The organism is Candidatus Merdisoma sp. JLR.KK006 (assembly GCF_036941035.1).
Taxonomy (GTDB): Bacteria; Bacillota; Clostridia; order Lachnospirales; family Lachnospiraceae; genus Laedolimicola.
In genome coordinates this window covers 103932-119309 of sequence record NZ_JAYMNS010000005.1, presented here as the reverse complement: position 1 = coordinate 119309, position 15378 = coordinate 103932, and the positions used below count along the sequence as shown (strand labels likewise).

The 15378-nt window shown below is 43.1% G+C and carries 16 protein-coding genes and 2 pseudogenes; 17 read left to right on the top strand and 1 reads right to left on the bottom strand.

All coding sequences use genetic code 11. The features are described 5' to 3' along the window. Positions 1 to 5: 5 nt before the first annotated feature. On the bottom strand, positions 6 to 764 hold the full coding sequence (locus VSQ61_RS06075) for a helix-turn-helix domain-containing protein (RefSeq protein ID WP_334343560.1): 759 nt from the start codon (positions 762 to 764) through the stop codon (positions 6 to 8). A gap of 192 nt (positions 765 to 956) precedes the next feature. On the opposite strand from VSQ61_RS06075, the gene VSQ61_RS06070 reads away from it, so the two are divergent. The 17 genes and pseudogenes from VSQ61_RS06070 to VSQ61_RS05990 form a co-directional block, all read left to right on the top strand. Further along, positions 957 to 1517 (top strand): GrpB family protein, encoded by a 561-nt coding sequence (locus VSQ61_RS06070; RefSeq protein WP_334343559.1) that lies wholly within the window; start codon positions 957 to 959, stop codon positions 1515 to 1517. A 134-nt stretch (positions 1518 to 1651) separates the two neighbouring features. Next, positions 1652 to 2476: a CPBP family intramembrane glutamic endopeptidase gene (locus VSQ61_RS06065; RefSeq protein WP_334343558.1), complete on the top strand. Its 825-nt coding sequence runs from the start codon at positions 1652 to 1654 to the stop codon at positions 2474 to 2476. 381 nt (positions 2477 to 2857) lie between these two features. Further along, positions 2858 to 3775 carry a helix-turn-helix domain-containing protein gene (locus tag VSQ61_RS06060; RefSeq protein ID WP_334343557.1) on the top strand — a complete coding sequence of 306 codons (918 nt, stop codon included), beginning with the start codon at positions 2858 to 2860 and terminating at the stop codon, positions 3773 to 3775. Beyond that, entirely contained in the window at positions 3768 to 4262 is a 495-nt protein-coding gene (locus tag VSQ61_RS06055) for a hypothetical protein (protein WP_334343556.1), read from the top strand. The genes VSQ61_RS06060 and VSQ61_RS06055 overlap by 8 nt, the downstream gene beginning before the upstream one ends. 104 nt (positions 4263 to 4366) lie before the next feature. Next, on the top strand, positions 4367 to 4774 hold the full coding sequence (locus VSQ61_RS06050) for a GNAT family N-acetyltransferase (RefSeq protein ID WP_334343555.1): 408 nt from the start codon (positions 4367 to 4369) through the stop codon (positions 4772 to 4774). Between the two features lie 19 nt (positions 4775 to 4793). Then, on the top strand, positions 4794 to 5093 hold the full coding sequence (locus tag VSQ61_RS06045) for a hypothetical protein (protein WP_334343554.1): 300 nt from the start codon (positions 4794 to 4796) through the stop codon (positions 5091 to 5093). 227 nt (positions 5094 to 5320) lie between these two features. Continuing rightward, the gene (locus VSQ61_RS06040; RefSeq protein WP_334343553.1) at positions 5321 to 5647 is read left to right on the top strand and encodes a DUF5713 family protein; all 327 of its coding nucleotides are present in this window, start codon (positions 5321 to 5323) and stop codon (positions 5645 to 5647) included. A 459-nt stretch (positions 5648 to 6106) separates the two neighbouring features. Continuing rightward, positions 6107 to 6991: a collagen-like domain-containing protein gene (locus VSQ61_RS06035; RefSeq protein ID WP_334343552.1), complete on the top strand. Its 885-nt coding sequence runs from the start codon at positions 6107 to 6109 to the stop codon at positions 6989 to 6991. 104 nt (positions 6992 to 7095) lie between these two features. Next, positions 7096 to 8172 (top strand): tetratricopeptide repeat-containing glycosyltransferase family 2 protein, encoded by a 1077-nt coding sequence (locus tag VSQ61_RS06030; RefSeq protein ID WP_334343551.1) that lies wholly within the window; start codon positions 7096 to 7098, stop codon positions 8170 to 8172. Positions 8173 to 8390: 218 nt separating this feature from the next. Then, entirely contained in the window at positions 8391 to 9449 is a 1059-nt protein-coding gene (locus tag VSQ61_RS06025) for a BtrH N-terminal domain-containing protein (RefSeq protein ID WP_334343550.1), read from the top strand. Between the two features lie 23 nt (positions 9450 to 9472). Beyond that, positions 9473 to 9847: a DUF3795 domain-containing protein gene (locus tag VSQ61_RS06020; RefSeq protein WP_334343549.1), complete on the top strand. Its 375-nt coding sequence runs from the start codon at positions 9473 to 9475 to the stop codon at positions 9845 to 9847. Between the two features lie 295 nt (positions 9848 to 10142). Further along, positions 10143 to 11879 carry an exosporium glycoprotein BclB-related protein gene (locus tag VSQ61_RS06015; protein WP_334343548.1) on the top strand — a complete coding sequence of 579 codons (1737 nt, stop codon included), beginning with the start codon at positions 10143 to 10145 and terminating at the stop codon, positions 11877 to 11879. A gap of 131 nt (positions 11880 to 12010) precedes the next feature. Continuing rightward, positions 12011 to 12772 (top strand): tRNA threonylcarbamoyladenosine dehydratase, encoded by a 762-nt coding sequence (locus VSQ61_RS06010; RefSeq protein ID WP_334343547.1) that lies wholly within the window; start codon positions 12011 to 12013, stop codon positions 12770 to 12772. A gap of 294 nt (positions 12773 to 13066) precedes the next feature. Further along, a pseudogene (locus VSQ61_RS06005) lies at positions 13067 to 13417 on the top strand (ATP-binding protein); the annotation flags it as partial. Positions 13418 to 13437: 20 nt separating this feature from the next. Further along, on the top strand, positions 13438 to 13620 hold the full coding sequence (locus VSQ61_RS06000) for a transposon-encoded TnpW family protein (RefSeq protein WP_334343546.1): 183 nt from the start codon (positions 13438 to 13440) through the stop codon (positions 13618 to 13620). Between the two features lie 78 nt (positions 13621 to 13698). Beyond that, positions 13699 to 14553, top strand: coding sequence for a PD-(D/E)XK nuclease family transposase (locus VSQ61_RS05995; protein WP_334343545.1), 855 nt, complete (start codon positions 13699 to 13701; stop codon positions 14551 to 14553). A 106-nt stretch (positions 14554 to 14659) separates the two neighbouring features. Continuing rightward, a pseudogene (locus tag VSQ61_RS05990) lies at positions 14660 to 15127 on the top strand (sensor histidine kinase); the annotation flags it as partial. Between the last annotated feature and the right edge of the window lie 251 nt (positions 15128 to 15378).

The following is a 15378-nucleotide window of genomic DNA, read 5'->3' as shown; positions in this document are numbered from 1 at the left end:
CTTCATTATTCGTATTTCTTTCCAACCAGATACACTGGAAAGAAAAAAGCACAAAGAAAAATGATTAAGAGCAAATAGCTTCCAATATCTATTTGCATGTTTAATAGGATGCTTCCTATCATAAAATTGATAATTGGAAATATTACCATACATAGGCACATACATATCCGGATAATTTTTACCATATGTGGCCAGTTGCTGTTATTAAATTTGATTCCCGGCATATGCATGCGAACAGCACCGTCATAGAAAATGTTCACTTCATTTTCATCATAAAATGTCGGTAATTTTGTTTTTACAAAGCAACAGAAGTATGCACCAAAGACAGCACACAAAAGCATGATGGTTGTCAATGTTTCAAAATGCGGCTCTTTTGTTTTATAGTTTATAAATATACCTATACAGCCTGTGAAAAGCGATAATCCATAAAAAGCAATCCATTTGCTTTTTACCTGATATGCTCTTTCTGGATTTTCGCCGGCATAAGTAATTGCCGCTTTCACAATATCTTCCACCTTATTTGCTTCCAAGGTATTGCTTTGTGTCATTTTTTCGCACATCAGAAGCTCTGTGACAGAAATGCCGAATAAATCTGCCAACGGAATTAACAGAGCCGTATCCGGTAAGCTAATGCCGGTTTCCCATTTGCTAACAGCCTTATCTGATATGAATAACCGCCCTGCGAGCTCTTTTTGTGTAAAACCATTTCCCTTACGGAGTTCTGCTACAAATAGCCCAAATTTTTTTTTGTCAATTTCAAACATCTTTGTCACCTCTATGCTAATTCTAACCGGAAGCTGTCTTTTTGACAATCGAATAATAGTAGAATGCCGGTAAATTAGCAGTAGAATAGCTGTCTGAATTATTACGAATAGACAAGCTGCACTGGTTGACAGTCTTTTATAAGTCATGGTACGCTGTCAGCAGAAATAATTTATCAGTAGGTGGAGCCTGCAATGAAGAAAAATTTATCGGAACTAAGTTTGGAAGAATTATGGCAGTTATTTCCCATCTATTTGTCAGAGCATAAAGATTTCTGGAAGGATTGGTATGGGGAGGAAGAAGCTTTCTTAAAATCCCTGTTAAATCAGCCGGCCAGGATCAGCCATATAGGAAGTACGGCCATTTCCTCCATATGGGCAAAACCTATTATTGATATTCTTGTGGAAGTGCCAAAAGAAAGCAATTTGCTGCATATCAGGGACTTATTGATAAACAACGGTTATCTTTGCATGAGCCGGAGTGATCACAGGATTTCATTCAATAAAGGCTATACGGAAAATGGATTTGCCGAGAGAGTTTTCCATCTGCATTTAAGATATTTTGGAGATAATGATGAGCTGTATTTCCGTGATTATCTTATGGAACATGGGGACATTGCCAAGCAGTATGAGAAATTGAAGCGGAAGCTCTGGCAAGAATATGAGCATAACAGAGATGCCTACACAGACGCAAAATCCGATTTTGTTAAAAAATATACAAGTAAAGGGAAAGGGGTGTATAAAAACAGATATTAATAGTGTCAAAAGCTTTACTTTAAATGCTAACATGTTGAAAATGGTAAGCCCTTTGTATATGATTGACTTAGAAACGGATTCTGGAAATCCAGCATAGTCAACGGTAAAAATTATCCGGATGGAAAAGAGAAAACATGAAAAGAAGAACAATAAGTGTTATCAGTATGATATTTATTTTGCTCATGATTATTAGAGTGATAGAAATTATTTTTGTAAAAACCGACCAGACATGGGTCGGAGAAAATATATTACATAAAATCTGCTGCATTTTGCTGGTATGGACTGCATTGGAGATGCTTAGGCTTCATTGGAGTGATTTGGGATTTTCAAAAAAAGGGTTATTTACCGGTTTAAAATATGGTTTTGCTCTTGGCATAAGCACCTTTTTTCTTTCTTATGCTGCAGAATTTATTGTGTTGCTTGTAATGGGGAAACACCCGTCTTTGGGATTTTATATTACAAATTTTTCACTTACACAGACACATACAAATGGTAGTTCTCTGTTAGCAGTGATCGTGTGCATTATTGGCAACATAGTAAATGTCTATGCAGAAGAGGGACTGTTTAGAGGACTGTTTTTTAAAATTGGCATGCAATACTATTCGCAAAAGACAGCTAATATAATACAAGCTCTGCTTTTTGGAGTATGGCATATTACAAATGTAATAAATCCTCTGCTTGACGGTTCCATGAATATTGCCATGGCAGTTTTTATGGGCATAGGATATATACTTTTGTCCGGAATTTTAGCCTATGAGTGGGGAATGTGTGCGGCATTGTCCGGAATGCTTTGGATAGGTGCATCGGAACATTTATTTAACAATTTCATAAGCAATTCCTTACATACGGTGACAGAAACCGGAGCAGATGAAATGATGATAATTAGAATAACCTTATCAAATGTTTTATCATTGTTATTTGTTTTGGTTATCTCTCGAAAAAATATACATAACAAATGATGTGTACAAATCAACGACCTATGTGGGAGAACGGGGGAATCATCTATATCTTGCACAGATGTATACAGAGAACGGCAACAATCATTGGATTTTGTGCAAATACAAGGATTACATTTGAAAAAAGATGGCAAGTGAACGCCATGATTTTTGAAAGGGTATGAATAAAATGGACGCAGACAATGAATTACGAAAAAATCTGGATAAATTGCACACAACCGAATTAGGAGTAGAACGCATAAAAAGAAACATTCATATCAGTACACAGTTTACAGGACAAACAATTTAAATAACGAAACGCAAAGTTGACAGGACGAAACCACAGATTGGTTGTTTTCCTCTATGGATCAGAAGTAGAATGCAGATAGAGGAGGCGGATAAAACATGACATTAGGACAAAAATTAAAAGCATTGTTGAAAGACAACCGTATGACACAGGAGGATCTGGCGGAAAGGCTGGAGGTATCCCGGCAGGCAGTAGGGAAGTGGGTAAATGATAAAGGAATACCCGAAGTAGGAAAGCTAATACAAATCAGCAGCCTGTTCGGAGTATCATTGGACTATCTGCTGAAAGAGGATTACGAAGAACAAAATGCATCCGAAGAAAAGGCCCCATCAAACAGCGGGTATTATGTCAGCCAAGAGATGCTGGAGGGATATTTATCCTACGGCAGACAGAATGCAAAGTATATAGTAGGAGGGATAAGTCTTTTTGTATTATCAAATATCTTTGAGAGCTTTGGACGCAATGTGATCATGTCTTTCCTCTATTGGCTTACCATGCTTGCAGGGATATTCATGATTATCTGGTATTTTTTTCAGACCAGCCGGTATCAGGAAATCAAAACTGAACACCTTATATTTGATGATAAAGTATTGGCAGCCTTTAAGAGCCAGAGAGAAAACAGGAGAAAGAGATATACCGTTATGATTATGGCAGGAGTGATCATTCTTTTCACAAGCTCGGAAATTGGACGCTTCATAATGGTTTATTTCGGACAGACAGCCTGCAATGTATTTGAATGGGCATCCGATACGGCATGGCTGGCACTTATTCTATGGGCGGGAATGTCAATGCACATTGACAGCATAATCATTAAAAATACGGAGCATCCCCCAAAGAGCAGCCAGATGAAAAGGTATCGCTGGATCTACATGGCATTGCCGGTTACAGCGGCTGCAGTTTTCATTGGAATGATAACAAACGCATGGAGCCCATATGCACCTATCATAATTTTATTTTGCTGCTTATTGGTTACAACATGCAAATTGCTGATAGAAAGCAGGGGAAAAGATGAATAAGAAAAGCTATAGAATAATCAGTATTCTCCTTGCACTCCTGCTATGCATTTGTGCAGGGTGCTCTGCAGGGCGGGGAGAAAAATATACCATAGAGGATTTGGATAACCTGGCTGAAATTAAAATATATTCGGCAGAGAATCATGAACTTATAAAAACAATAAGTGAGGAAGAAGAGCTATATCAATACAATCAACATTTTCTTTTTGATGATTCGGACACAGAAGAACGCCATGAGGAACTGGAAAAAGGCTTAGAGGGGGCAAAGGAGGAATACTATATTATTTCCTACAAAAACCCCGTTGCACGCTTTGGCAAAAAGGAACCGGAAGAAAATACCACAATCACATTATATGAGAATACAAATATTGTAAAAATGACGGTGGAGGAAGAAAGCATCAAAGGCTTATCAATTCCCGAGGAATTTTTAACTTTCTACTATGAACTTTCTGAGGAGGAAATAGATTTTTACCGTTCTTTAGCTGAATAAATTGTGCAATAGGAAAACTTTTTATATTTAAAGCCTGACAGCATCCGTCAGGCTTTGGTCAAATGGACAGGCAGGCATGTCCGCTTGCCCCATGGAGGAAAAATATGATTCGATATGCAGATGAAAGCGATTTTGAAATCTTGAAAAAGTATGACAGGCATATCAGCGAAGCCGAGTTGAAAAATGCTATAAACGCAAAAAGAATATTAATCATGTTCAGGGAAGACTGTTTTATCGGCTTGCTGCGTTTCAATTTGTTTTGGGATCAGCATCCTTTTATGAATATGCTGTATTTATTAGAAGATTGCAGGAGAAAAGGATACGGCAGTCAGTTAGTTGATTTCTGGGAAAAGGAAATGGCAAAAAATAAATACAAAATTGTTCTGACCTCCACTTTGTCAAATGAGCAGGCACAATTCTTTTATCGGAAAAATGGCTATAAAGACTGCGGTTCGCTGCTGCTGCCGGATGAACCCTTGGAAATAATTCTGTTAAAGGATTTAAACCAGTAAAAAGGAAGAGTTTCGGAAGATGGATAAAGCAAGAATTTATGTTGATTTAAACGAAATGGTTACGGATGATATTGTATTGTTGTCAAAGGATGATACCAAGGCTGACAGTATGGGCAGCATAATTACATTTTATGAAGGACTGCCTGTTAGCCTATATTCCGATGATGCGTCCGACAGCGGAGAAACGGATAATTTGATTTTTGAAGGCATTGCCATAAAATATGATTTAAAGAGTTATCCAGAATGGCGGCATGTAAAATGGTGTGCTCGTATTAATTGGAATAGTCTTATGCATGAATCCGATATGAAATTTTTGTAGCTATTATCCGTAGAAATAGAAAAACACCCAAACGATTTACTTTATCTTCATAAATTCCTGATATGTTTTAAAAATCATGGAATGGATAAAGATAGTTAGTGAAAAGGTTGTATAGTTAAATGGAAATGTCGGCACAAGGTTCGTTGCGGAGGTAGCCCTATGGAATATATTAGAGTAACAAGTGAGAACATAGAAAAAGAGCATATTAGAGAAAAAGGAGGCAGAAAATGAAAAAATTTGATGAAAACTACCCATTGCTTGCAGCCATGTATGGGGATGGATATTTCCCCGATTTTCTGGTGGATAAGGTAAAGAATCTGGTGCAAAATGTGATTGGATTTCTGGAAACCGGGGAAAGGGATTTGGAAAAGATACAGGACAAATTTGATGAGATGACTTTAGCAATCAATGATTTGGAGGAAGAATTTGAAGAAAACGAAAGCGAATTAGAGACCGTTGCAAGGGACAGCATCGGTGAAACCGTGGCATATATTTTAGAATGGTTTGACATTGAGCTGGAAGCGGAAGATGCAATCAGGGAGCGTGACTGGTAATGGGGGATTGTCTGCTAAAAGGTCACTGCATCGGGGAGCCGCCTGACCAATAGCAAACAGTGGTTTTTAAAAACGAATTCATTTTCCATGCATATAATTACAATATAAGAACCCTTTTCCGCATAGCGGAAACTTAAGTTCAGGGTTGCCCCATGTGCCGCTGCCGACTTTGATTCATGGTGATACGGCACTGCTGACTTTCATTTATGGCAGTACGCCAACGGGGCGTCAGGTTTAATATCAATGAGGTGGTTTTAATTGAATAACTTTAATCCAAACTGGATATTCAACCCACCGAATTTGTTCGGCATGGGAAGAATTCCTAATAGAAACTGTAATATGAACTGTAATATGAACTATAATCAAAACTATTGTCAAAACAACACATCCAGGCCCACTCCACGTCCTGTATCCGGGACAAATACCCTCCTGCAGGAGCAGTCTCAGGAAGTAAAAACCGTGGAACAGGGGGAATCCGGCTTATCCTGTTCTTGCCAAGGGAAGCCGGGAGAGCCGGAAAGAGAGCCAGGGCTTCAGGGACCAAAGGGAGAACCGGGTATCCAGGGAGAAAAAGGAGAACCGGGTCCCCGGGGGCCAAAAGGAGAGCCGGGACTTCCAGGAGAAAAAGGGGAACCGGGTCCCCAGGGGCCGAAAGGAGAGCCGGGGCTTCCGGGAGAAAAAGGAGAACCAGGTCCCCGGGGGCCAAAAGGAGAGCCGGGGCTTCCGGGGCCAAAGGGAGAACCGGGTCTTCCGGGGGAAAGAGGGGAACCGGGTCCCCAGGGTGCGAGAGGAGAACAGGGCCCGCCCGGATGTCCGGGCGAACGGGGAGAAACAGGGCCCCAGGGCGTCACAGGTCCACAGGGACCACAAGGCGTCACCGGACCCATGGGTCCCATAGGAGAACAGGGCCCCATGGGTCCGGCAGGACCGCCCGGCTATCCGCAGAATCATATCTTTGCATCCTTTTTGGGACAGGAGATCCTTATGCCGGAAAATGCAAGGCTTCCCCTTAACATGGATATACCGGACATAACCGGAAATATATCTCTTAATAGCAACCATTCTATCATACTCACTCCCGGCTTCTACGCCGTCTATTATTATATATCCACAATAACGAAAAAACATGGTCTTATAAAGCTGACACCAATATGTAATGAATGTGAACAAACCCTATTTACCTCATATGCGGAGACCTCCAGGCGTAAAGAAATGCTTGCAATATCAAGATATTTTGTCATGGAGATACCCGATATATCCACGCTGTCCTTTGCCTGGCATTCTTCAGCAGAAGCTTTGGAAATCAGCATGAATCTGAGCATAGAGAAGCTCTGCCGGCAATAAATCAATAAAGTCCGGCTAAGAAATAGCACATGCTTACTTAGAAATAATTTTTGCTTTACTCTTTAGTACCGTTGCGTAGCAACTTAAAATAGAAAGGAACCAAAATGCCCACAATAAGTCTTTGCATGATCGTCAAAAATGAAGAGAAGAATATTGCCCGCTGTCTCGACAGTGTGGCAAAGCTTGTAGATGAGATTGTTATAGTAGATACCGGCTCCACGGATCAGACGGTAAAAATCGTGTCCGGTTATACATCGAAAGTCTATTTCCATCCGTGGAAAGATGACTTTGCGGATGCCAGAAACTATTCCTTTTCCAAGGCCACCATGGACTATTGTATGTGGATGGATGCGGATGACGTTTTGGAGGACACGCAAAAGGACAAATTTCTGGACTTAAAGCAGTCTCTGTCACCGGACACGGACATGGTAATGATGAAATACAATACTGCATTTGATGAAGCCGGCAAGCCCTCCTTTTCCTATTTCAGGGAAAGATGGATACGAAACAATTCCCGGTATCAGTGGCTCGGTGCCGTCCATGAGGTCATTCCACCCATAGGAAAAATCGTATATTCCGATATTACCGTCTGTCACAAAAAAATGAGTGCCGGAGACCCGGACCGCAATCTGAATATATACCAAAAGCTCCTTGCCGGGGGAAGCTCTTTGGAACCCCGGCAGCAATATTATTACGGAAGAGAGCTTTACTATCACGGAGAATACGAAGAGGCTGTTTCTGTTTTTGAACAATTTCTGAATTCCAGGGAGGGATGGATTGAAAATAAAATAGAAGCCTGCTCCATCTGTGCCAACTGCTATTATCGGCTGGGGCAGGAGCAGTCCGCACTGCTTGTGCTGCTGCGAAGTATGAGCTTTGATGTGCCGAGGGCGGAATTGTGCTGTGACATTGGAAAACATTTTTTGGAGCATGGAAACTTTAACAATGCCATCTATTGGTATGAAACTGCACTGAACACGCCGAAAAATGAATACGCCGGAGGATTTATTCTGCCGGACTGCTACGATTACGTCCCCCTTTTACAGCTATGCGTATGCTATGACAAGCTGGGAGACCGGAAAAAGGCAAAGGAGTATAATGACAGAGCCGGGCTCTGTAAGCCTTATTCCAAGGCGTATCTATATAATAAAGAATATTTTGAGAGCTTGAAGATTTCGTAGGGGCTCTTGCAAAAGAGAAAAGCAAATGTCAGTTATTGAATAGTAAACAGAGAGCCGGAAAGCCGCATAAACAGCGGACTTTCCGGCTTTTGATGTGGGCGTGGCGGTTCTCTATGCCCTGTATTTTTAATGGTAAATAAGAAATGAAAGTGGTATAATCAGAACAAATCGAGGTTGAATTATCGAAATAGAAAATAAATCGGTGTTTGGAGGAATGAATGTCAAGAAAAATTATAGAGATAAAACATCATCTTTCAAGTGGATGCTGTATGTGTAGCGGAATTGAGGATTTATATGCAACAAGAACAAATCAATCCATTCCAGAGGGTTTTCTTCTTGCATTGGGAAGTTTTGGTGAAACCGTTTTCATCAAAATGAATAATCGTGAAAAGCCATATATGTTCAGTGCAAATGATGCAAGACCAAAAACAGTATATGAAAATTTAAAAGAAGAATTAGGTTTAGACTATAAAATTATTGGTGGAACAACTGTAAAATATGCCAAAAAGTCTATTAAAAATGAAATTGATGAAGGCAATCCTGTTGTTTTAGGTCCATTGGATATGTTTTATTTGCCCTATCTGAAAATGTACCATGCTGAACATATACCTATACATTATGTTATGATGACTGGATATGATGAAGAAAAGAATTGTGTTTTGATATATGATTGCGACCGGGAAGATATGATAGAACTTGCCATTAGTGATTTGGAACTGGCTTGGAATATTGAGAAAAATGGGGTGGGCGATAAAAACGGATTTATAAAAATTCGGCTAGGTGACAATCTGCCCGATAAATATACACTTAGTCGTAATTGTCTGTTGAAAAAAGCAGAAAGACAATTTAGAGAAAAACCGAATATTCTTGGAATTTCTGCCTACGAAAAAATTGCAAAAGAACTTCCGAAATGGAAAAAGAAATTTTCAGAAGAAGATTACAGAAAAGCCCTTATTTCTATTACTGAATATATGGGGAAAGTGCCTAAAGTGCCAAATGAGATTATGGGAGTGAAAGAAGCTGATATACCATACTGTGCAAATTATGATAGGCTTGCAGAGATTATCCATGAATTAGGACAGGAATATAAGCAGGATAATTGGATAAAGTCTGCACAGTTGTTTCATAGATGTGGGAAAAATATCGAAACGATTGTTACATACGTTGTGCAGTATTGCTGTAATGAAGTTGACAGAATAGATGAACTTCCTAACTTGTTTCTTGAAAATGCTAATTATGCAAAAGAAGCCTATCGGTTAATTCAAGACACAAAATAAGTTCCGAGTTGTGGAGGTATCCCATGAAACGAGAATTAGGAATTGCTAGGTGTGGTCTTGCCTGCTGCTTATGCTCTGAAAATGTTGAGTGTAATGGATGTGGATCAAACGATTGTCCAGATAATGATTCTTGTGAGAATAAAAAATGTTCAATTACAAAAGAGTTGACACATTGCTATAAGTGTGAAGAAAATTGCAAGAAGGGATTATTGAGCAAAATTAAGCCATACACATTTACCTTATTTGCTAAAAAATATGGAGAGGAGGAGCTATTAGACTGTTTAGAGAGAAATGAGAAAAATGGAGTTGTGTATCATCGAGATAGTATAAACGGAGATTATGATGATTTTGATGATGTAGAGCAGTTAATGAATTTTATCTTAACAGGAGTGCGATAAATTCCAGCTTTATTGGTGAGGTGTATACAAAGAAGAATTTTTTGTTGTCCAATAATAATGTTGCGATTATAATAATCTAGAGGGTGTTTTGCTACTATAAAAGTAAAGAAGAATCCCCGAACCGTGCCGGAACACGGTTCGGGGATTTATACAGGAAAAGCAGGCTGTCTTATTTTGTGGAAGCCCCTATTTTTTCGACATAAAGTAACAAACACGGATAGTTTACATAATATATTCTAGAAAAAGATATTTTATGAATATTTTTTTCAAATAAATTATGTAAGGAAGTGATTGTATGACACAAAATAATTCATATAACTGCTGCCAAAATCAATGCCAGTCTCCCTGCTGCGAACGGGGGCCGGCAGGTCCGAAAGGCGACCAGGGGCCTATGGGTCCCCAGGGAATCAAAGGAGATACCGGCTGTCCCGGACCTAAGGGTGACAAAGGTGATCAAGGCCCCATGGGTCCACAGGGTATTCCCGGTGCTCCCGGTGCAAGAGGTCCCAGAGGAAACACAGGTCCTATAGGACCCACCGGAAACACAGGCCCAAGAGGCTGTGCAGGTCCCAGAGGTTATGCAGGTCCACAGGGTATCCCCGGTGTTCAGGGTGTTCGGGGAGATATCGGTCCCAAGGGCGATCCTGGCTGTGAGGGTCCCAAGGGCGATATGGGTCCACAGGGTCCGGCAGGCCCTACGGGAGCAGTTGGTCCCATGGGTCCACAGGGAGATGCCGGCCCTCAAGGCCCCAGAGGTATTCCGGGGCCCACTGGAGCAACCGGTCCCACCGGAGCAATGGGACCCCAGGGTGTGACAGGACCCCAGGGAATCCAGGGTGTGACAGGTCCGATTGGACCTCTGGGTCCGAAAGGCTGTCCTGGTGATGCCGGTCCCACAGGACCGACCGGGGCCACTGGTGCCACGGGTGCAGACGGAGCCACAGGAGCCACAGGAGCAACAGGGGCTACGGGTGCCACGGGAGCCACTGGAGCTGACGGAGCAACAGGAGCCACTGGAGCAACAGGAGCCACTGGAGCTGACGGAGCCGCAGGAGCCACTGGAGCTACAGGAGCCACTGGAGCTACAGGAGTAGATGGAGCTACAGGAGCCACCGGAGTAACGGGAGCAACTGGGGCCGATGGAGTAACTGGTGCCACAGGAGCTACAGGAGCCGATGGAGTAACTGGTGCCACAGGAGCTACAGGAGCCACAGGAGCCGACGGAGTAACGGGTGCCACAGGAGCAACTGGGGCTGATGGAGCCACGGGTGCCACAGGAGCAACAGGGGCTACAGGAGTAACCGGAGCAACAGGAGCAACTGGAGCCGATGGAGCCACTGGAGCTACAGGAGCAACAGGAGCAACTGGAGCCGATGGAGCCACTGGAGCTACAGGAGTAACCGGAGCCACTGGAGCCACGGGTGCCACTGGAGCTGATGGAGCAACAGGAGCAACAGGAGCCACGGGAGCAACCGGAGCCGATGGAGCCACCGGCCCTACTGGTGTAGCAGGCACCGGAGCTATCATTCCGTTTGCGTCAGGACTTCCGGTTTCTCTGACAACAGTTGCCGGAGGGCTTGCGGGACTTCCTGCCTTTGTTGGCTTTGGAAGCAGTGCCCCGGGCCTTACGCTGCTGGGCTCAACCATTGATATTACAAATGCTAGCGGAACCCTGTCTAACTTTGCATTCCAGGTTCCCCGTGCAGGTGTCATTACTTCTTTCAGTGCATTCTTCAGCACAACAGCGGCACTTTCCCTGGTAGGTTCCACCGTAGCGGTGAGAGCACAGATCTACCAGTCCGCAACACCGAACAATGTATTTACACCCATTGCCGGAACACTGATTAACCTGACACCGTCACTGACCGGAATTATATCCATTGGAACATTGCTGAACGGTGCACTTACAGGACTTAATATTCCTGTAACGGCTCAAACCCGTTTGATGCTGGTATTTTCAGCAACAGCAAGTGGATTGACTTTGCTCAACACGGTAGCAGGATATGCAAGTGCCGGATTAAGCATCAACTAAAAGCAATAAGAGCATTCCTGGGGGCTTCCATCTTCGAAGCCTCCGGGAATTTTTTTAAAAGGGTACAAACAGGCACAGTTGTATTTTTGAATAAATCCGTTATAATGAAAAAAGAAAGGATGCGAAAGGATATGGAGAATCAATTTTCAAGAACACAAATGCTTTTAGGGGAAGCAGCAATGAAACGCCTGTCACAAGCAAGGGTTGCGGTTTTTGGAATCGGCGGAGTGGGCGGCTACGTGTGCGAGGCACTTGTAAGAAGCGGAGTGGGTGCTTTTGATCTGATTGATAATGACAGGATCTGCATGACAAACCTGAACCGGCAGATCATTGCCACAAGGAAAACCATCGGAAGATACAAAACAGAGGTTATGAAAGAACGGATGCTGGAGATCAACCCGGATGTAAAGGTCACGGTACATAATTGCTTCTTCCTGCCGGAGAACGGGGAGCTGTTTCCCTTTGATGAATATGATTACGTGGTTGACGCAGTTGATACGGTAACTGCTAAGATAGAGATTATATTGCAGGCACAAAAGAAAAATGTGCCGGTGATTAGCTGTATGGGAGCTGGCAATAAACTGGATGCCAGTGCATTTCAGGTGGCGGATATCTATAAGACCAGCATGTGCCCGCTGGCAAAGGTCATGAGGCGGGAGCTGAAAAAACGAGGTGTCCGAAAGCTGAAAGTTGTATATTCCAGGGAAGAGCCTATGCGTCCCTTGGAAGATGCATCAATGGGCGGTGAGACAAGCGGTATCTGTCCACCTCAAGAAGAACATGCCCATGCGGAACGCAGGAGCATACCGGGAAGCGTGGCATTTGTCCCGTCAGCGGCAGGGCTGATTCTTGCCGGCGAAGTAGTAAAGGATTTGTCTGCCGTAAAGTCTTAGCTGGATGACGGATTCTGCGGCTGGAGACCTTTCTAAATATATAAGAGTTGATGATATGGAAAAATTGTCCGCTGTAACATTTGGCGGACATTTCTTTGTTATACTATACACAAAACCCTTTCGTACCATTGCGCAGCAACTTAAAAAGTCCAGTTAGGAAATGTCAAGTGATTATGAAAAATATTTTCTGCTGGACGGTAAAGTTGCGAAAGCACACGAGAGGAATTTTCATGAGTGCACTTTCGAATGAAAGTTTCTCTCATAGGTGTGTGCTGAAGTGACTTTACCCTTTAGCTGACCGGCGTGTTTGCCGAGGACAGGGCGGCCTTTATCACCAGCCTGGACGATTACAGCCTGCTTATCATTGACGATTTAGGGGTGGAAAGGAATACCGAGTATGCCATGGAGCAGATGTTTACCGTCATTGACAGCCGGTATCGGAGTAAGAAGCCGCTGATTGTCACGACAAACCTGAAACTGGAAAAGATTAAGAACCCGCCAGACCTTGCCCACGCAAGGATTTATGACCGCATACTGGAACGGTGTGCGCCGGTTCTCTTTTCTGGAAAGAATTTCCGGGAGGAAGGAGCCATGGCGACCAAAGCGGCGGCGAAGGAGATTGTGAGGAAGGATAATAAAATCTGATTGTATGAAAAGGAGAATTTATGGGCAGCGAGAAAATTACAGAGAACACTACCACCACAGCACCGGCTAAGGACGCTCCCGCACTGGTGAAGAAGATTGGCCGGACGACCTACATTGTGAGGATTCATTTCAGCAAGACGAGCAAGGAAACCATGAGCGACAAAATCAAGCGTATGCTGAAAAATGAGATACAGCAGATGTGAAAAAACGATAACGGCAAGAAGCCGGGATTCAGAAATACGCTGGCTCCCGGCTTGTAAAATCAGGAGGTTTATGGTAGTATGGAGATACGAAAACGAAAGGGAAAGCAGGTGGGAAGATTGACAGTGACGGAACAGATAGACCAGAAACATCAGGAAGATTTACAGAGGCTAAGAGGCTTTCGCCTGCTTGATGATGACTTCCTCACAAAGTGTTTTGAGGGAGATACGGCAAGCATAGAACTGGTATTGCAGATTGTACTGGAAAAGCCGGATTTAAAAGTGCTGGACGTTCGCACCCAGGTATTTGTGGAGAATTTGTTGAATCGTTCAGTAAGGTTTGATATTCTTGCTACTGACAGTACCGGTGCTAAAATAAATGTTGAAATCCAACGAGCCGATAAAGGAGCCGGGAGAAAAAGAGCAAGGTATAATTCCAGCATGATGGACGCAACTCTTTTGAAGAAAGGTGATGATTTTGACAATCTTCCAGAAACATGGGTAGTGTTTATCACGGAAAATGATGTGATAGGAAAAGGGCTGCCGCTCTATCCGGTTGAGCGCTGCTTTTTAGGAACCGGAGAAAGATTTGAGGACGGTTCACATATACTGTATGTAAACGGCGCTTATCGTGGAGATACACCAATCGGAAAACTTATGCATGATTTTTCATGTACGAATGCGGCAGATATGTATTATACGACACTGGCAGACAGAGTTCGTTTTTTCAAGGAAAGTAAGGAGGGCATTTTAATCATGTGCAAAGTCATGGAGGATATGAGAAAAGAATCTTTACAAGAGGGCATAAAAGAAGGGGCAATAAATACTGCTAAAAGAATGCTGACAGATGGAATATTGACACTTGAAAAAATTGCGGAATATGCAGGACTTCCTCTTGACGAAGTAAAAAAACTGAAAGCAGAGCGGACAGCATAAAACAAAACCGTAGGCCGGGAATCTAAAAACAGGTTCCCGGCCTTATTTTTTGCCCTGAAATGTAAATTTTCTATGAATTTGATTAAAAAGTCCTTTACAAAACGTCACTGGGGCTGTCCGGCTGGAAAAGAAAGAGAGCCTGCTTATTGATACGGTGGCTTTAGCATTAAGCGGCATTGTCTACAAAGCGGAGAAAAAAGACATCGCCGTGACCGTTCACTGCCCGGAGGATCTGCGTCTGCTTCATGACAGCAAATGGACGGCGGAAGCACTGTTCAATCTGCTGGACAACGGGGTGAAGTACATGCCCTTAGGCGGAAAAATAGCCGTGTCTGTGACACCCTGGGAGATGTATGTGGAAATCAGGGTATCCGATACCGGCAGGGGCATTCCCGAGAGCAGCCATGCCGCCATCTTCCGGCGGTTTTACCGGGAGGAGGTGCACGAACAGCCGGGCGTAGGCATCGGCCTGTATCTGGCCCGTGAGATTGTAATGCGGCAGGGAGGTTATATCAAAGTGGCTTCGGCTCCGGGACAGGGATCAGCCTTTTGTGTTATGCTCCCCCTGGGGTAAAGTGTAAAACAGGGCGGATTTCCCGGTACGTGTTTAAACATTCATTCCTGATACCTGTATGCCTGACTTTGCGGGAGCTTGTGACACGCATCTGTCAGAAAGAATTTTTCAAGTACGCTCTGTCTGCCTGCCGCAAATGCTCCGGAAATGTCTCAGCTTTGTGACATTTCCCCCGGATTTTTAAATGAATTATTGACTGGCTGGGATATTTCTGTGACATTTTGGTTTTACAATGGCATTATGAAGAGGAA